This is a genomic window from Arthrobacter zhangbolii, assembly GCF_022869865.1.
In the GTDB taxonomy this organism is placed as follows: Bacteria; Actinomycetota; Actinomycetes; order Actinomycetales; family Micrococcaceae; genus Arthrobacter_B; species Arthrobacter_B zhangbolii.
In genome coordinates this window covers 463,121-478,909 of record NZ_CP094984.1, presented here as the reverse complement: position 1 = coordinate 478,909, position 15,789 = coordinate 463,121, and the positions used below count along the sequence as shown (strand labels likewise).

General features: G+C 65.4%; 19 protein-coding genes. 4 read left to right on the top strand and 15 right to left on the bottom strand.

Features of this window, described 5'->3' with window-relative positions; all coding sequences use genetic code 11:
• Positions 1–2 precede the first annotated feature (2 nt).
• The 9 genes from fliF to MUK71_RS02280 all read right to left on the bottom strand — a co-directional run bounded on the left by fliF (position 3) and on the right by MUK71_RS02280 (position 7,038).
• Entirely contained in the window at positions 3–1,598 is a 1,596-nt protein-coding gene (gene fliF, locus MUK71_RS02320) for a flagellar basal-body MS-ring/collar protein FliF (protein ID WP_227929405.1), read from the bottom strand.
• A complete protein-coding gene (fliE, locus tag MUK71_RS02315) occupies positions 1,598–1,903 on the bottom strand; it encodes a flagellar hook-basal body complex protein FliE (RefSeq protein ID WP_227905133.1) in 306 nt (101 codons plus the stop codon). Before fliE ends, fliF begins: the two co-directional genes overlap by 1 nt.
• A complete protein-coding gene (flgC, locus tag MUK71_RS02310) occupies positions 1,903–2,295 on the bottom strand; it encodes a flagellar basal body rod protein FlgC (RefSeq protein ID WP_227929404.1) in 393 nt (130 codons plus the stop codon). The genes fliE and flgC overlap by 1 nt, the downstream gene beginning before the upstream one ends.
• Positions 2,295–2,636 carry a flagellar basal body rod protein FlgB gene (locus MUK71_RS02305; RefSeq protein WP_227905129.1) on the bottom strand — a complete coding sequence of 114 codons (342 nt, stop codon included), beginning with the start codon at positions 2,634–2,636 and terminating at the stop codon, positions 2,295–2,297. The genes flgC and MUK71_RS02305 overlap by 1 nt, the downstream gene beginning before the upstream one ends.
• 185 nt (positions 2,637–2,821) lie before the next feature.
• The gene (locus tag MUK71_RS02300) at positions 2,822–3,166 is read right to left on the bottom strand and encodes a hypothetical protein (RefSeq protein WP_227905127.1); all 345 of its coding nucleotides are present in this window, start codon (positions 3,164–3,166) and stop codon (positions 2,822–2,824) included.
• On the bottom strand, positions 3,156–3,593 hold the full coding sequence (gene fliS, locus MUK71_RS02295) for a flagellar export chaperone FliS (protein ID WP_227929403.1): 438 nt from the start codon (positions 3,591–3,593) through the stop codon (positions 3,156–3,158). The genes MUK71_RS02300 and fliS overlap by 11 nt, the downstream gene beginning before the upstream one ends.
• Positions 3,594–3,595: 2 nt before the next feature.
• On the bottom strand, positions 3,596–4,930 hold the full coding sequence (fliD, locus tag MUK71_RS02290) for a flagellar filament capping protein FliD (RefSeq protein WP_227929402.1): 1,335 nt from the start codon (positions 4,928–4,930) through the stop codon (positions 3,596–3,598).
• Between the two features lie 183 nt (positions 4,931–5,113).
• Positions 5,114–6,040 (bottom strand): flagellin N-terminal helical domain-containing protein, encoded by a 927-nt coding sequence (locus MUK71_RS02285; protein ID WP_227929401.1) that lies wholly within the window; start codon positions 6,038–6,040, stop codon positions 5,114–5,116.
• 155 nt (positions 6,041–6,195) lie between these two features.
• Entirely contained in the window at positions 6,196–7,038 is an 843-nt protein-coding gene (locus MUK71_RS02280) for a sigma-70 family RNA polymerase sigma factor (protein WP_227929400.1), read from the bottom strand.
• A gap of 304 nt (positions 7,039–7,342) precedes the next feature.
• Between MUK71_RS02280 and MUK71_RS02275 the strand changes: the two genes are divergently transcribed.
• Genes MUK71_RS02275 through MUK71_RS02260 form a run of 4 tightly spaced genes read left to right on the top strand, consistent with a single transcriptional unit; the run spans position 7,343 to position 10,528 of the window.
• Positions 7,343–7,828 (top strand): flagellar protein FlgN, encoded by a 486-nt coding sequence (locus MUK71_RS02275; RefSeq protein ID WP_227905111.1) that lies wholly within the window; start codon positions 7,343–7,345, stop codon positions 7,826–7,828.
• Positions 7,829–7,847: 19 nt separating this feature from the next.
• A complete protein-coding gene (flgK, locus tag MUK71_RS02270) occupies positions 7,848–9,248 on the top strand; it encodes a flagellar hook-associated protein FlgK (RefSeq protein ID WP_227929399.1) in 1,401 nt (466 codons plus the stop codon).
• 3 nt (positions 9,249–9,251) lie between these two features.
• Positions 9,252–10,142, top strand: coding sequence for a flagellar hook-associated protein FlgL (gene flgL / locus MUK71_RS02265; protein WP_227929398.1), 891 nt, complete (start codon positions 9,252–9,254; stop codon positions 10,140–10,142).
• Complete coding sequence (locus MUK71_RS02260) at positions 10,139–10,528, top strand: flagellar assembly protein FliW (RefSeq protein ID WP_227905105.1); 390 nt, start codon at positions 10,139–10,141, stop codon at positions 10,526–10,528. Before flgL ends, MUK71_RS02260 begins: the two co-directional genes overlap by 4 nt.
• A gap of 123 nt (positions 10,529–10,651) precedes the next feature.
• Here MUK71_RS02260 and MUK71_RS02255 read toward each other — a convergent pair whose 3' ends face one another.
• From MUK71_RS02255 to MUK71_RS02230, 6 genes are all read right to left on the bottom strand, one after another.
• Positions 10,652–11,488: an aldo/keto reductase gene (locus tag MUK71_RS02255; protein ID WP_227929397.1), complete on the bottom strand. Its 837-nt coding sequence runs from the start codon at positions 11,486–11,488 to the stop codon at positions 10,652–10,654.
• A 104-nt stretch (positions 11,489–11,592) separates the two neighbouring features.
• Positions 11,593–12,054, bottom strand: coding sequence for a hypothetical protein (locus tag MUK71_RS02250; RefSeq protein ID WP_227905100.1), 462 nt, complete (start codon positions 12,052–12,054; stop codon positions 11,593–11,595).
• 10 nt (positions 12,055–12,064) lie between these two features.
• The gene (locus MUK71_RS02245) at positions 12,065–12,775 is read right to left on the bottom strand and encodes a bacterial proteasome activator family protein (RefSeq protein WP_227929396.1); all 711 of its coding nucleotides are present in this window, start codon (positions 12,773–12,775) and stop codon (positions 12,065–12,067) included.
• Between the two features lie 44 nt (positions 12,776–12,819).
• Positions 12,820–13,077: a hypothetical protein gene (locus tag MUK71_RS02240; protein WP_227929395.1), complete on the bottom strand. Its 258-nt coding sequence runs from the start codon at positions 13,075–13,077 to the stop codon at positions 12,820–12,822.
• 131 nt (positions 13,078–13,208) lie between these two features.
• The gene (locus tag MUK71_RS02235; RefSeq protein ID WP_227929394.1) at positions 13,209–13,409 is read right to left on the bottom strand and encodes a YbdD/YjiX family protein; all 201 of its coding nucleotides are present in this window, start codon (positions 13,407–13,409) and stop codon (positions 13,209–13,211) included.
• On the bottom strand, positions 13,406–15,718 hold the full coding sequence (locus MUK71_RS02230; RefSeq protein ID WP_227905093.1) for a carbon starvation CstA family protein: 2,313 nt from the start codon (positions 15,716–15,718) through the stop codon (positions 13,406–13,408). The genes MUK71_RS02235 and MUK71_RS02230 overlap by 4 nt, the downstream gene beginning before the upstream one ends.
• Positions 15,719–15,789: the final 71 nt, after the last annotated feature.

Sequence of the window (15,789 nt, the reverse complement as noted above, 5' to 3'; positions counted from 1 at the left end):
GGTCATGACCGGCTCTCCTCCATGAGGTTGCGCAGATAGTCCGCGGTGCGGACCGGATCCTGGGCAGCGAGGGCATCAAGCTCTGCCCGCTTGCGGTCCTGGTCCACAGTGGCGGCAACAATCTGCAGTGAGGCAGTGTCAGTGGGAACTTCCGGCACCGGTTCGCCCAGCATGGCCAGCCCGGCGGCGGGAGCCAGCGGATCCAGTTCGGGCAGTTCGCCGAGGTCCACCACTTCGCGGTTCTGCCGGCGGGAGCGCATGGCGTAGGCCACCAGGGCCAGGATGACCACCAGCACGATGCCTGCCACGATGATGCCCATCTGCAGCATCTGGGCGCGGCGCTCGGCTTCTTCCGCTGCCTGCGCCTCGGCCAGGGCGCCCTGGGCCTGGGCAGCGCCGTCGGCGTTGAAGGAGACCATTTCCACGGTGATTTCATCCCCGCGTTCCACGTTGATGCCGGCGGCCGAGGCCACGAGTGCTTCCAGGTCCGCGACGTTGAGTCCGGCCGCGGCCTGGGTGTTCAGCGCCACCGAGACGGTCTGGCGGTTCAGTGAGCCGGCCGGGATCTCCCGGGTTTCGGTGACCTTGTTGACCGCGTTGTTCTTGGTGCTGGTCTCGGACCGGAAGGACCCGTCGTCGTTGCCGCCGTTGGGTACGGCAATGTTGTCCGGGCCCAGCACACCGGCGGCGGTGTTGCCGTTGGCTCCGGTGTATTCCTCAACGCTGGTGGACTCGTTCAGTGCGGGGGTGTCCTGCGGTGCGTTGAAGGACTCCTCCACCCGGTTGGCGGATTCGTAGTTCATGTCCGCGGCCACTGCAACGGTGGCGTTGCCGGGGCCGACCACGCGGTCCAGCATGGACTGGACGGAGGCGCCGACGCGCTGTTCGTAGTCAGTGGCCTGTTTGTCGGCGGAGCCGGTGGCTCCGACGCCGACGGCGGACAGCACGGTGCCGGTGGCGTCGATGACTGCCACGTCGGTGGACTGCATGCCGTCCACGGAGGCGGACGTCAGGTGGACAATGGCCTGCACCTGGTCCGCGGTGAGCGTGGTGCCGTTGGCGGTTTCCACGAACACCGACGCGGTGGGGTCCGACTTCTGGGACACGAACACGGTGTCTTCGGGGATGGCCAGCTGCACCGAGGCGTTCTTGACCCCGTCGATGGAGCCCACGGTCTTGGCGATCTCGCCTTCCAGGGCCCGCTTGTAGGTCACGGACTGCTGGAATTCGGAGGAGGTGACACCCATTTCGTCCAGCAGCGAGTAACCGCCGGTGGAGGCGGAGGGCAGGCCGGCGCCGGCTGCCTTGAGCCGCTGGTCGTAGACGTTCTCTTCCGGCACCATGACGGTGCCGCCGCCGCCGGCGATTTCGTAGGGCACGCCGTCGGTCTTGAGCTGTTCCACAATGGCGTTGGCGTCCTCGGCCTGCAGGCCGGAGAACAGCGGGGTGTAGGCAGGCTTGGTCAGCCAGGAGGCCAGCAGTGCCACACCCAGGGCCAGCACGGCGACGCCGATAATGGCAATGGTTTTCTGAGCGAGGCTGAATTCCCGGATGGTGGAGCCGAAACGGCCGGCCATCCCTTTTACTGCCGGCGGCATCAGGCCTGCATCCGCATGATCTCGTTGAACGCGTCAACGCCCTTGTTCCGCACTGCGGCAACCAGTTCCAGGGTCAGGGATGCCCGGGTGGAGGCGATCGTGGCTGCATGGATGTCATCCAGGTCGCCGGTGACGGCCTGGACCGCGAGGGTCTTGGACTGGGCAGACAGATCGGTGACGTTGTCCACGGCCCCGGTCAGCGAGGCTGCGAAGGAGGATCCGTCAGTGGAGACGGCCGGCTTCACCATCTCAACGTAGGCCGTGGGCGTGGTGCCGCTGACGGCCGCGATGGCGGGGACAGGCATTAGGAGCGTCCAATCTGCAGTGCTGCTTCATATGTGCTCTTGGCACGGTCAACGACGGCGGCGTTGGCTTCATAGCCGCGCTGGGCGAGGATTAGGTTGCCCATCTGTTCCGAGAGGTCAATGTCCGGGTAGCGGACGTAGCCTTCCGCGTCGGCCAGGGCGTGGTCCGGCTGGTAGACCATCCGGCCTTCGGCGTCGCCGTACTGGACGCCGGCCACGTAGACGCCGTTGCCTTCAGCACCTTCCTGCGCCACGACGTAGCGGGCCTGGAAGGCTGCACCGTCGGTGCTGGAGACGTTGTTGGCGTTGGCCAGGTTGTCGGAGACCGCGTCGAGCCACTTGCGGTGGGTGGTGAGGCCGGTGGCGGCAATGCCGATGGCGTCGAAAGTCATTAGTTGGTCCTCATTGCGGTGCGGAGGGAGTTGGCTTCCCCGCCTACGGCCTGGGTGGCGAACTGGTAGCGCAGCACTGTGTCGATGTTGGACAGGGTTTCCGTGTCCAGGTTGACGTTGCTGCCGTCCAGGCGGGTGGGCTCGAGGGAGCGGGAGGTGGTGGCGGCTGCCGCCCCGTTGCCTGCCTTGACCGATTTGGCGAGGGCGTCTTCGAAGCTGACGCGCTGGGCCTGGTAGCCGGGGGTATTCACATTCGCAATGTTGTTCGCGATGGCGCGCTGGCGGAGGGCGAGCCCGTCCAGGGCACTTTGCAGCGCAATGGAGGAAACGGAATCGAACACAGTGGAACCCAGTTCTCGCTAAAGGGACAGTGCGGCCGATCCGTGGCCTAAGACGTGAGCGATCCATGCTCACTGGGAGTTATCGGCATATCGCAAATCCATGTAAGTGGAATGCCGAGTAATTTTTTTACTTTTTGCAGGTATGCGTTACACAAAAAAGTAAGCAGACTTTCTTATGTCTGCTTTCAGCCGTCCACTTCCAGGTAAACGGCCGACGACGACGGTCCGGGGACACTGCGGATCAGCATGGACTGCTTCCGGTTGGTCCGGGATTCGTTGCGCAGCTGCGCGTAGGCACGCGCCTGCGCCTTGGCCAGCAGGCGGGCCCGCTGGGTGAGTGCCTCGGGCAGCGGTCCGAGTTCGGCCGGCGGTTCCCATTCAGCGGCCAGCTCGTTGGCCTGTTCAGCCAGCGACTGTCCTTCCAGGAAGGCCTCGAGGTTGTCCTCGAGCTGCGTGAGTACGGTTTCCCAGAGCAGGAAGTTGGCCAGGTCCTCCGGTGCGGGGTAGGGCTCCGCGGATTCAGCCGACACCGAGGACCCCTCCCGGAACGCCCGCTACTGCCGGTGCTGCACCGGCGGCGGGCAGCTGGGTGGCGGCGTCATGCCAGGCCAACCGGATCGGCTCCAGCAGGTCAATGCACTCGCGGGTCAGTTTGGCGTCGCGGCCGATGTTGGCGTTCATCAGGGTGGAGAGCGAGTAGGTGTACAGGGCGTGCAGGTTCTCCCCGCCCTCCCACACGTCGGTCTTCAGCGTGCCGAGCAGTTCGGTGATGATGGCCTGGGCGTGGAGCAGGTTCTCGGAGGCAACCTGCCAGTTGCCGTTCTGCTGCGCTTCCTCGGCCCGGGCCAGGTCCAGCAGCAGCCGGTCGTAGAGCATGGTCAGCAGCCGCGCCGGTGAGGCGGAGAGCACTGCGTTGCGTGCGTATTCGGCGCGTTTGGCGGCAAGTCCGTAGTTCACGGTCACTTCTTACTCGAGTTGGCGGAGAGGGAATCAAGCTGGCCGGTCAGCCAGTCCATCTGGCTGTTCAGCGAGCCGAGTTTGACTTCCAGGTTGGTCCAGATGAGTTTCAGCGTGGATTCGCGGGAGGCCAGCCGGCGGTCCCAATCCTCCACCTGGGTGTTGAGGGTTCGCACCATGGATTCCTGGCTGGTGATCCGCTTGGTGATGGAGCCGTCGTATTTGTCCGAGGCGGCTTTGCCTGCGGTTTCGACCCGGGCGGCAATGGCACCAAGCGCGGCCTGGGTCTTCTCCGGATCCGCTGTGAGGGCAGCGGTGAACTTCTCGGCGTCGAACTCCACTGTGCCGTATTTGGTGAGGGTGATGCCGATGGCGGACGTCGAATTCCCTTCCAGTGCGCCGGTGGCCGCGTCCATGATGGACTGCTTCAGCGCCCGGGTGGCCGAGTCTCCGGTGAAGACTCCGCCGACGGTTTTGGTCACGCCGTCCGAGGTGTTGACGCTGACGGCGGAGTTCCGGTCAATGTAGGTGAAAACGTCGGTGAGGCTGGCGACCAGGGAGGCGGCCACGTCGGAAATGGCTTTGGCATCCCGACTCACGGCCACGGTGACCGGGTCGGCCGAGACGGCGGAGACGGTGATGTCCACGCCGGGCATCAGGTTCGCAAAGGTGTTGGTGGCCGAGGTGATTTTTGTTTCCGCACCTGCCACGCCGGCCCAGAGGGTGACCTCGGCGTCCTGCCCGGCGCGGATGGCGCCCAGGTCGGTGCCATTCTGGGAGACAGTGAATGCACCCGCCGCTCCGGTGGCAGCGGCGGTGAACTGCATGCGGTACTGCTGCACGCCATCCACGCTGCCGGCGGAGATCTTCACGGCGGTGACGCCGAGGTTGGCCTTGTTGACGGTGCTGATCACCTCGTCAAGGCTTTTCCCGGCGGTGTCCAGCTCGGTGATGGTTCCGTTGGCCGAGATGGCGAGGGCGTCGCCGTTGGGCCAGGCGGCCATGGCTCCGGAGAGGGATACCTGGGCGGTGGCCAGTTTGTTGACGGTGAGGTCCAGCGAGCCGGCGGCAGCTCCTGCCTTCACGGTCGCTTTAACCGTCTCAGCACCGGTGACGGCGGCGTACCGGTCGGTGCCGCCTGCCTTGGCGATCTTTCCGGCGGCCTCGGCCAGGGACGCGATTTTGGTATTCAGGTTCTGCAGGGCCGTGGCGAACAGCTTGTTGGTTTCAACCTTTTGCTTGAGCATCGCCTGCGGGCGTGCCTCAATCTTCATCAGGTCAGCAATCATGGCGGTGGTATCGATGCCGCTGATCAGCCCGTCAATGCCTAACGCCATGGAAATGCTCCTTGAGAAGTCCTGCTGGAAGAGTGCTGCCGGTACTGCTGTGAAAAACCGAAGGCAGGGAATGGGCTGGCGGCGGGAAGCGTGAGGTCCAAGTCATGTTTCCCCGCCGCCAGCGGCCATTCACCTGCCGGCTCTGCGGTTACTGCTGATGAATCTGGTCAGGCGCTGCTACTACTACTGCAGGAGCGACATAACGCCGGAGTTCATCTGGTTGGCCTGGGCCAGCATTGCGGTGGCTGCCTGGGACAGGATCTGGGACTTGGTGAAGTTACCCATTTCCTGTGCCATGTCCGTGTCGCGGATGCGGGAGTTGGCCGAGGAAAGGTTCTCCACGGACACCGCGATGGAGCGCGAGGTGGACTCGAGGCGGTTCTGCTGTGCACCGAGATCGGCGCGGGCCGTGGAGACGCTCTTGATCTGATCATCCAGAGTCTCGATGGCAGCGGAAGCCGCGGCCTGGCTCGCGGGTGCAGTCAGCGCAGCACCTGCGGCGCCGTCAGCAGCCGGCGCAGCGTTGGTGATGTTGATGCCCTTAACCGCCGTGGCGATGGTGGCAACGTTGGCAAGGTTGATCGTGATTTCGTTGTTGGCGGTGCTTGCGGCACCACCGTCAGCGCCGACCTGGATCTTCAGCGCAGCCTTGTGAGTCGCTGCGTCTCCACCGGCGGCCAAGCCGTGGGTGTTGTCCAGCAGCTGGATGCCGTTGAAGTTGGTGCTGTTGGCAATACGGCCGAGCTCGTCACCGAGTGCGGTGATTTCCTTCTGGATCGCAACACGGGAGTCCGTGTTGTTGGTGTCGTTCGCACCCTGGACGGTCAGGTCCCGAACACGGTTGAGGATGTTGTGGACCTCGGTCAGGGCACCTTCAGCGGTCTGGATGAGGCTGATGCCGTCCTGCGCGTTGCGGCCGGCAACCTGAAGGCCGGAAACCTGGTTCTTCAGGCCTTCGGAGATAGCCAGGCCGGCAGCGTCGTCAGCCGCACGGTTGATGCGCATACCGCTGGAGAGGCGCTCCACCGACTTGGCCTGAGCCGTCTGGTTCAGGTTGAGGTTACGCATCGCGTTGAGCGACGAGGTGTTGGTGTTAATTGTGAAACCCATGATGTATTCCTCCGTGAGTGGGCCGTACTAACAGGCCCTTCCGTGGGCCTGCAACCATAGCTATCGGCGGAGCACCAACGGGCGTTAGGAATTCGGGAAAAGTTTTTTGCGCCTTTTTTCAACGACTTCTTCGCCTGAAGACGCAGGCGGAATTCCTAGGACGCGGCCGGATTGAACAGCGGAGGCAGTGCCGGAGCGGCAGGCATGGCCGGCGCCAGATGATGGCGGGTGATTCCGCCGGCTGTGCGGTCCCCCACCGAGGTGAGGTAGGCGTTGCGCCGGGCCGGGGCAATCCGGGACGAGATCTGCGGGGCTGCGCCTTCGTCCGAGTAATGCGTACCCAGTCCGTCGCGGAGCAGGCGGACGGCTTCGGCCCGCTGCTGGGAGACGGCCGAATGGGTGCTGCCCAGCTCTTCGGCCAGGTCCTTCACAGTGCGGTCATGGAAGTAGATTTCCTCCACGATGTACCGCATCTTCCCCGGCAGGGCGGCAACAGCTGCAGTCAGGTACTTCAACCGTTCCGAGGCCAGCAGGGACGCTTCCGGGGTGGGCAGGTCCGTCACCAGGAAGTCCGAGACGGACTCATCCAGGCTGGACACGGTGCGGGACGCATCAGACAGGGCATCTTCAGCCACCGTGCGGTCCACGCCCAGCGCGGAGGCAATCTCATCCACATTCGGGGTGCGGCCCAGGGCAGCGGTCAGCGTCTCTTTAACTGCGAGGGTTTCCTTGATCCGGCGCCGGGCGGAGCGGGTGGCCCAGTCGCTGGAGCGCATTTCGTCAGCGAACGCGCCAACGATGCGGCGGCGGGCGTAAGCACCGAACGGCACGCCCAGAGTCGGGTCGAAGGAATCCGCCGACGTAATCAGGGCTATGGACCCGGCGGACGCCAGGTCATCACGCGAGAGGTGCGTGGCCTTGGCGCAGACTTCGGATACTAGATAGCCAACCAGCGGCAGGTTTTCCACCACAAGGGCATTGCGTTCGGCGCGATTCAATTTTTGGACCCCCAAGCCCTTGTTCCCCAAATGACCCAACTGTTTTTTTCCAGTTGCCCAACTGTCTCCAGTTGTGCGCCGGCTTCGTGGTCAGTGGCTGAGTCCCCTGCGGTATCCACGCTCAAGCGCTTTAGCTGAAACATACCACTAACATTGAGAGGGAACCGGCCGATAGTGTTTTGTGGCGGACAAATAGCCAGATGTCCGCCAAACCGAAGACTTTTGCCGCAGGTTGGGGCCTGGAAGCAGACGTCTTAGTTCTGCTTATTGATATTCAGTGCACAACCTAGGAGGTGAGCTAAGCATGGGTACCCAGAAACTCTCGGCGCTTCTCTGGGAGGAACGCGAGTTATTGGAACTTCTTGTGTTCAAGCTCGAAGAAGAACAATTGCTGCTTACCTCCGGGAAAACCAAGTGGCTGACGCATGCCACCCGCGAAGTGGAGCAGGTCCTTGAGCGCCTGCGCGCGGCCGATCTGGGCCGCGCCGTCGCCGTAGCCGGTCTCGCCGCGGAATGGGGTACCGCAGAAGACGCGACCCTGCGCGAGCTGGTCGCCGCTGCACCTCCCGGACCGTGGACCGAAATCTTTGGCGCCCATCTGCAGGCCATGACGGAACTGACAGTGAAGATCCGCGAACTGCGGGACATCAATGAGCAGTTCCTGCGCACCGCCGCGCGCTCGGCGCAGGAAACCCTGGCCGGACTGAATCCCGAAGCCAATACCTACACGGCGTCCGGCACCTCGGCCGCTCCTACGTCAGCCGCACGGCTGGTTGACCAGAACATCTGACGTTAAGGACTCCTAAGCAATGAGCACCTTCAGCGGCCTTAACACGGCCTACACAGGCCTTTCGGCCGCCCGCAAGGGCCTGGATGTAGTGGGCCAGAACGTGGCGAACGCCAACGTGGCCGGCTACACCCGCCAGCGCCTGAACACCTCCGCCGCCCCCTCGGTGGCACCGACCGGCCGGTTCGCCTCCGGCACCGGCGTGGGCCAGGGCGTGTCCGTGGATTCCATCGCCCGCCTCGGCAGCCTGCAGCTGGACACCCGGGTGCGCAGCACCGCAGCCGTGGCCGGCTACTCCGCGGTCCGCGCCAATGCGCTGATCGATCTGGAGGACAGCTTCAACGAGCCAGGCGAAAACGGGCTGTCCGCAGCGCTGCAGAACTTCTCCGCCGCGTGGCAGGGCATCAAAAACAGCCCCGGCGACAACGCCGCCGCTGCCGTGCTGCTGAACGCGGCAGGCGCCGCCGCCGGACAGATTGCCAACGGCTACAACACCGTCAAGGACCAGTGGAACAGCACCCGCGGCTCGCTCAATGACATGGTGGGCGAGCTCAACGCCAGCGCCGCACAGCTGGCCGCCCTCAACGGCACCATCCGGTCCACGCTCGCCTCCGGCGCCTCCGCAAACGAGCTGGTGGACCAGCGCAATGCCCTCGCCACCACCATCTCTGCCCTGAGCGGCGCCACGGTCCGGGAATCCGCGGACGGCATGGTGGATGTGCTCATTGACGGCAACGCCCTGGTCTCCGGCACCAACGCCCGGACCCTGCAGGTCACCGGCGGCACCTCCATGGAGGACGCCCGGGAAACCGCCGTGGGCTGGACCGACCGGCCCGGAACGGCAGGAATCAGCAAGGGCGAAATAGCCGGCGCCGTTTCCCTGCTGGCTTCCGCCGACAGCGGCGGTGTGTTCGCGAAGGCCGCAGCGTCCTACAACGAGGTAGCCGCCACGCTGGCTGCCTCCGTCAACGATCTGCACCGCCAGGGCGCCACCACGGCCGGGACCACCGGCCTGAACTTCTTCGCCGTCGGCAATCCGGCAGCCACCACGCTGAAGGCGATCCCGACGGATGCCTCCGGCATCGCCGCCGGCTACCCGAATGCCGGTGCCCTGGACGGCAGCCTGGCCGAGGCGATCTCCCAGCTCGGGTCCAAGGCCGGTTCCGCGGACAAGGTGTGGAGCGGTTTTGTCACCGCCACCGCGTCCCAGAGCCGGGCGGAGCTGCAGCAGGCCACCCTGGCCGGCGTGGCGTCCTCCTCCGCCGTGGACCTGCAGCTGTCCAACGCCTCGGTGGATCTGGACGAGGAAAACGTGAACCTGCTGATGTACCAGCACGCGTATCAGGGCGCCTCGCGCGTTATGAGCGCCATTGACGAAATGCTTGACACCCTCATCAACCGCACCGGAATTGTGGGAAGGTAACCCGTGATCAGCCGCACCACCAACCAGACCATGGCCCGGACGGCCCAGCAGAACCTGCAGGCCAGCATGTCCCGGATGGCCAAGCTGCAGGAGCAGGTCACCTCCTCCTCCGCCATTGCCCGTCCCTCCGACGATCCCACCGGCACCGCCAATGCGATGAAGGTCCGGGCCGAAATCCGGGCCAACACCCAGCACGCCGCCAACGTGAGCGACGCCGAGGGCTGGCTCAGCGTGACCGACGGCGCCCTGGCCAACACCAACAAGATCCTCGGGCGGGTCAAGGACCTGGCGCTCAGCGCCAGCACCGGCACCATGTCCCCCACGGACCGGCAGGCCATTGCCACCGAGCTGGAGGGCCTGAAAACGGACCTGCTGCGCGAGGCCAACACCACCTACCTGGGCCGCACCGTCTTTGCCGGCACCTCGGACACCGGCAAGGCCTTCACCGAAAATCCCGCAGGCACCTACGACTACAGCGGAAGCGGCACCCCCACTACGCGCCGATTGGACAGCAGTACGCTCATGCGCGTTGATACCGATGGTGAAGCAGTCTTTGGCAAGGACGAGAATTCCGTCTTCCGGCTCGTGGATGACCTGGTCTCGGATCTGAAGGCGAACAAGGATTCCACCGGGTATCTCACCAAGATCGACGCGGCCGCCGACACCGTGCTGCGGGAACACTCGGCCCTGGGTGTGCGGCACGCAGCCACGCTCAAGGCCAAGGACACCCTGGCGGACCAGTCCATCAGCCTGGAAACCCGCCGCTCCGGCATCGAGGACCTGGATACCGCCAAGGTCATTCTGGACATGAAACTGCAGGAAGTCGCCTACCAGTCGGCCCTGGCCGTCACCGCACGGGCGCTGCAGCCGACCCTGATGGACTTCCTGCGATGAGCACGGGCCTGACGTTCCTGACGCCGCCTCCCGGACTGGCACCGGAAGTGCATTTCGAGCTGGAAGAGATCGACGGCGCCGCGGGGCTGTTCGCGCTCACCGCCGCTTCGGCATCCGGTGGCAGCCACCGCCTCTATGTGCTGGATGCTTCCGTGTACCTGCCGGACTACCACCCGGAAATCACTGACGACCAGCGCCGCCAGCTGGACCTGAACACCTCCGAGGACGCCGCGGTGCTGGTGGTCGCCAACCCGGCACTGGATGGCACCACCGTGAACCTGCTGGCACCGATTGTGCTCAACGTCCACACCGGCAGCTGCGCCCAGGTGATCCTGGAAGGCCAGGACTGGCCCGTCCGCGCTCCGCTCGAGCCGGTCGCAGCCTAGCCGGTCGCGTAACCCGGTCGCGGCGCAGCCCGGCCACGTTCTGACGCAGCCAAGCCGTGCCGGCCCACTACACGAAAAAGGCGCACACCCCGCAGGGTGTGCGCCTTTGGTGTTTCGCAGCTATTAGGCGAAGTCGGCCGTGGCCGGATCCGCACCGTAGCGGGTGCCGTTGTCCAGTGCGTTAATGGCCTCAATGTCCTCATCGCTGAGCTTGAGGTTCAGCGCTTCCCAGTTTTCCCGGATCCGGGATTCGGTCACGGACTTGGGGATCACGATGCTGCCGAGGGCCAGGTGCCAGGCGATGACCACCTGGGCCGGGGTGGCGCCGTCGTACTTCGCGGCGATTTCCACCAGCTTGGGGTCCTCGAGCAGGCCCTTGCCGGAACCCAGCGGGGACCAGGACTCGTGCAGGATGTTGTGCTCGGCCTCGAAGGCGCGCAGGTCCGCCTGGTTCAGGTACGGGTGGGTTTCCACCTGGTTCAGGACCGGGACCACGCCGGTGGCGTCGATGATTTCCTGCAGGGCTTCCTTGGTGAAGTTGCAGACGCCGATGGACTTGACCCGGCCCTGCTTCTGCAGTTCCACCAGGGCCTTCCAGGTGTCCACGTACTTGTTCTGCTTCGGCTGCAGCCAGTGGATCAGGTACAGGTCCAGGGTTTCCAGGCCCAGGCGCTCCATGGAGGCGTCGAAGGCCTTCAGGGTCTCTTCGTAGCCCTGGTCTGCGTTCCACACCTTGGTGGTGATGAACATGTCCTCGCGGGGAACCGAGGTGGCGGCAATGGCGCGGCCGACGCCGGCCTCGTTGCCGTAGATCTTGGCCGTGTCGATGTGGCGGTAGCCAACCTCGAAGGCCTGTCCCACTACCTTTTCGGCAACCTCGTCCTCAACCTGCCAGACGCCGTAGCCAAGCTGGGGGATGGTATTGCCGTCATTGAAAGTCAGAACCGGTGATGTAGTCATTCCCACATCCTTATCCCGCGCTCCCCGGGATACAAAGCGGATATGCTCACCGCGAAAAGGCGGCTTAACGTATTCCCGTTTCCGGCGGTTATTTCCGGGATCTTCTACTGCAGTCCGGCAGCCTTCAGTGCACGTTCGGCCTCGGCGACGTCCTCCTCCACCAGGGCAGCCCGGCGGCGCACGTTTTCCAGCCCGGCCGAGGCAATCCCCCAGCGCTCCCCTTCCAGCCGGGACATGGCTGCGGCTTCCGCCGCGGCGGCCAGCGAGTTGCCGCTGCGCGAGAGTGCCCGGTGCACGGCCGTGAGGGCGCCGGGAATGTTCTGCCCGGTGCTGGGCAGTTGCCGCTGGGCGCGGGCGCACACCTCACGCACGCGCGGCAGCAGGGCCGCCAGGTCATTGGCCACCGTCACCAGCCCGTTGTAGACGGCGTCATCCTCCACGCCTTCGAGCATCTGGTAATAGCGGTCCAGCCCGCGGGTGAACCGGTCGTGGGCACGGCGCCACACGCCCTTGCCGAGTTCAACATCGTCCTTCCGCCCCTGCCGGGCGGCTGCAAAAAGTGCCATTTACGTCCTACTACAGGTACTGACCGGGGCCCGCGTGGGGTTCCTGCCGCGGGCTGCCCGTTCCCTGGGGTCCCTGCGCGCGGTGCGGTTCCCCGTCATCTCCAATAACAACTCCCGGGGCCAGCATGGTCCCGGGCGGCAGCTGGCGCAGCTGCAGGCGGCCGGCGTTTAGCTGGTTGGCGGTCTGCTGGGCGGCGATGGCTGTCTGGATGCCGCGGAACAGCCCCTCCAGCCAGCCGACCAGCTGGGCCTGGGCAATCCGCAATTCGGCGTCGGTGGGGGTGGCATCGTCCAGGAACGGCAGGTTGATGCGGTGCAGCTCGTTCACCAGCTCCGGTGCCAGCCCGTCTTCGAGTTCGCTCACGGAGCGGGCATGGATTTCCGCCAGCCGGTTGCGGGCGGCATCGTCCAGGGGCGCGTTGCGCACTTCCTCGAGCAGCTGCTTGATCATGGTGCCGATCCGCATGACCTTCGCGGGTTCATCCACCAGCTCGTTCAGCTTGGCCGGGCCGTTTTTGTGTTTGGGGTGCCCGTCCTGCCCGTCAGCCTGTGCCGTGTCCGCGTGTGCCGTGTCCGCAGCGCAGTTCCCGTCCGTTGCCGCGCCGGAATCGGTCGCAGCGCCAGTCTCCGTTCCGCCGCCGTCCGGAGTCTCATGTGACTTCTGCCCGACAGGAGCGTCCGCGGCCTGCGGCCGGTCGGAGGATCCGTTCTGTTCAGTCATGGGCTTAATGCTCTCACGGTTGGTTGCCGTTGCCGCCGGGGCGGTCAGCTTTCCAGCTCTTCTTCGCGGCTTTTCGCGTATTCGCCGTCCGGGCTCAGCCCCGCCACCTGGGCACCGGCGTTCAGCTGGCCGGCGGTGTAGTGCCGGCTGTCGAACTCGGGCCCGGAGACCTTCTCCCCCGCCGGCAGGTTGATGTCCTGTTCCAGGTGCTCGTCGTCGTCCTGCACCTCGGGGGCCGAGGCTGCGCTGATGTCCTCGCGGAGGTGCTCCGGCAGTGCCTGCAGATCATCGTCTTTTCGCATTCCTCCACCCAACCAGCATCCGTGCGTGCACTCAAGGGGACGCAACAAAGGGACGCGGACGGACGACGGCGGTGCCGCAGCTTCTGAAAAAGCCGCGGCACCGCCGTCGGAATGGGCCGGCTATGCAGCCGTCAGCAGCAGCGCCCCTCGGGGTTGGCGTCCTGCCGGTCCATCTTGTCCCGCCAGAACTCCCGCTCGCTCATCAGCGGCGACGAGCAGCCGGAGGCAGCGTGGAAGTCCGCGTACTTGCGGTAGGCGTCCTCCCCCATCACGTCCCGGAAGAAGCGCACAAATCCGGCCAGCCCCTCCCGGACGGCGACGGCGGCACTCATGAGTGTGCCGCCCGTTTCCCGGGCCGGCTCTCCTCCGGCAGCGCATCCCACTGTGCCATGATCTCCTTCTCCGCCGGCGTGGCGAGGAAACCTGCCGGCGCGAAGGTGCGGGACGGAACGGCAGGGTCCTCGGCGCTCGGGGCGCCGCCGGAGCGGAAGGACCGGATGGTGGCGATGATGGCCGTGATGATGACAATGATCGCCAGGGTCACAAACACCACCGAAAGCGTGGTCTGGATGAGCGTATTGCGCACCACCGCCTCCATGGCCTCCACCGTCTTGGCCGTACCGAAGCTGGTCTTGCCGTCGGCCAGCGCCTGCTGGAACGCCTCGTGGTTGGCCCAGTAGCCAACGCTCGGCACCGGCGAGAAGATCTTGTAGAACGACGCCGTGATGGTCACCACCGCAGCGAACGCCAGCGGCAGTGCCACGATCCACAGCCACTTGAACGCATTGTTCTTGGCGATGATGGCCATGCAGATGGCCAGTGCAATGGCGGCCAGGAGCTGGTTGGCGATGCCGAAGAGCGGGAACAGCGTATTGATGCCGCCCAGCGGGTCCGTGACCCCCATGATCAGGATCGATCCCCATCCGGCGACCATGATGGCCGTACATATCCAGGCTCCGGGACGCCAGGCCATGTCCTTGAACTTCGGGGCCACGTTGCCGATGGTGTCCTGCAGCATAAAACGGGCCACCCGGGTGCCGGCGTCCACGGCGGTGAGGATGAACAGGGCCTCGAACATGATGGCGAAGTGGTACCAGAAGGCCATCATGCCGGGTCCGCCGATCAGGCTCTGCATGATTGTGGCGAGGCCGACGGCGAGGGTGGGCGCGCCGCCGGTGCGCGACACAATGGATTCCTCGCCCACGTCGGATGCCAGGGAGGAGAGCATGTCCGGGGTGAGGTTCACTCCGGCCAGGCCCAGGCTGTTTACGAAGGCGACGGCGCCTTCCACCGTGCCGCCGGTGGCGCCGGCGGACGAGTTCATGGCGAAGTAGATGCCGCGGTCAATGGAGATGGCCGCCACCAGCGCCATGATGGCCACGAAGGACTCCATCAGCATGCCGCCGTAGCCGATAAAGCGGGTCTGGCGTTCCTTCTGCAGCATCTTCGGGGTGGTGCCGGAGGAGATGAGCGCGTGGAAGCCGGAGAGCGCACCGCAGGCGATGGTGACGAAGAGGAACGGGAAGAGCGGTCCGGCGACCACCGGCCCGTCGTCCCGGCTGGCGAACTCGCTCACCGCCGGAACATTGATCTCCGGGCGGACGATGATGATGGCCACGGCCAGCATCACGATGGTGCCCACCTTCATAAAGGTGGAGAGGTAGTCGCGCGGGGCCAGCAGCAGCCAGACCGGCAGGACGGCGGCGATGAAGCCGTAGATGATGATGCCCCAGGCAATGGTGGTCGGTTCCAGGGTCAGGGCGTCGCCCAGCGGGGTATCGGCAACCCAGCCGCCGGCAATAATGGCGGCCAGCAGCAGGACGAAGCCGATGATGGAGACCTCGGTGACCTTGCCGGGACGCAGGTAGCGCAGGTACACGCCCATGAACAGGGCGATGGGGATGGTCATGCTGACGGAGAAGACGCCCCACGGGCTTTCGGCGAGGGCGTTCACCACCACCAGGGCAAGGATGGCCACGATGATGATCATGATGACCAGGGTGGCGATCAGGGCGGCGGTGCCGCCGATGAGTCCGAGTTCATCCCGTGCCATCTGGCCCAGGGAACGTCCGCCGCGCCGCATGGAGAAGAACATCACCAGGTAGTCCTGCACCGCGCCGGCCAGTACCACGCCGACGATGATCCAGATGGTGCCGGGCAGGTAGCCCATCTGCGCGGCCAGGACCGGTCCGACCAGCGGTCCGGCGCCGGCGATGGCGGCGAAGTGGTGGCCGTAAAGAACCCGGCGGTCCGTGGCGGCGTAGTCCTTGCCGTCCGCCTTGTATTCGGCGGGGGTGGCGCGGCGGTCATTGGGCTTGAGCAGCTTCGCTTCGATGAGCTTGGAGTAGAAGCGGTAGCCGATCAGGTAGGTACAGACCGCGGCGAAGACAAACCAGATGGCGTTCACGGTTTCGCCGCGGACTACGGCGAGCATGGTCCAGCTCAGGCCGCCCAGCAGGGCGATGCCCGCCCAGATGGCAATTTTTGCCGGGGTCCAGCGGCGGTCCTCGGCGTCGAGGACTTCCGGATCCACGGCCACCGGCGGCAGTGCCGGGTCCTGTTCCAGGACGTCGCCGTCCGGCCGGCCGGTGGGGCCTGGCGTGTCCGGGGTTTCGGCCCGGCGCCGATGTTTCTCGCTCATGATGAATCCCTTTGTGTGCGGTGGCGTTGTCTGCGTTGACAGTCATACCGATAGGCAGGGAGTGGCCCTGC

Bases quoted from the DNA above. Each gene is read 5' to 3' on its own strand.
- fliF (WP_227929405.1), bottom strand. From the start codon at position 1,598: ATGCCGCCGGCAGTAAAAGGGATGGCCGGCCGTTTCGGCTCCACCATC.
- fliE (WP_227905133.1), bottom strand. From the start codon at position 1,903: ATGCCTGTCCCCGCCATCGCGGCCGTCAGCGGCACCACGCCCACGGCC.
- flgC (WP_227929404.1), bottom strand. From the start codon at position 2,295: ATGACTTTCGACGCCATCGGCATTGCCGCCACCGGCCTCACCACCCAC.
- fliD (WP_227929402.1), bottom strand. From the start codon at position 4,930: ATGGCGTTAGGCATTGACGGGCTGATCAGCGGCATCGATACCACCGCC.
- MUK71_RS02285 (WP_227929401.1), bottom strand. From the start codon at position 6,040: ATGGGTTTCACAATTAACACCAACACCTCGTCGCTCAACGCGATGCGT.
- MUK71_RS02275 (WP_227905111.1), top strand. From the start codon at position 7,343: ATGGGTACCCAGAAACTCTCGGCGCTTCTCTGGGAGGAACGCGAGTTA.
- flgK (WP_227929399.1), top strand. From the start codon at position 7,848: ATGAGCACCTTCAGCGGCCTTAACACGGCCTACACAGGCCTTTCGGCC.
- MUK71_RS02260 (WP_227905105.1), top strand. From the start codon at position 10,139: ATGAGCACGGGCCTGACGTTCCTGACGCCGCCTCCCGGACTGGCACCG.
- MUK71_RS02255 (WP_227929397.1), bottom strand. From the start codon at position 11,488: ATGACTACATCACCGGTTCTGACTTTCAATGACGGCAATACCATCCCC.
- MUK71_RS02250 (WP_227905100.1), bottom strand. From the start codon at position 12,054: ATGGCACTTTTTGCAGCCGCCCGGCAGGGGCGGAAGGACGATGTTGAA.
- MUK71_RS02245 (WP_227929396.1), bottom strand. From the start codon at position 12,775: ATGACTGAACAGAACGGATCCTCCGACCGGCCGCAGGCCGCGGACGCT.
- MUK71_RS02240 (WP_227929395.1), bottom strand. From the start codon at position 13,077: ATGCGAAAAGACGATGATCTGCAGGCACTGCCGGAGCACCTCCGCGAG.
- MUK71_RS02235 (WP_227929394.1), bottom strand. From the start codon at position 13,409: ATGAGTGCCGCCGTCGCCGTCCGGGAGGGGCTGGCCGGATTTGTGCGC.
- MUK71_RS02230 (WP_227905093.1), bottom strand. From the start codon at position 15,718: ATGAGCGAGAAACATCGGCGCCGGGCCGAAACCCCGGACACGCCAGGC.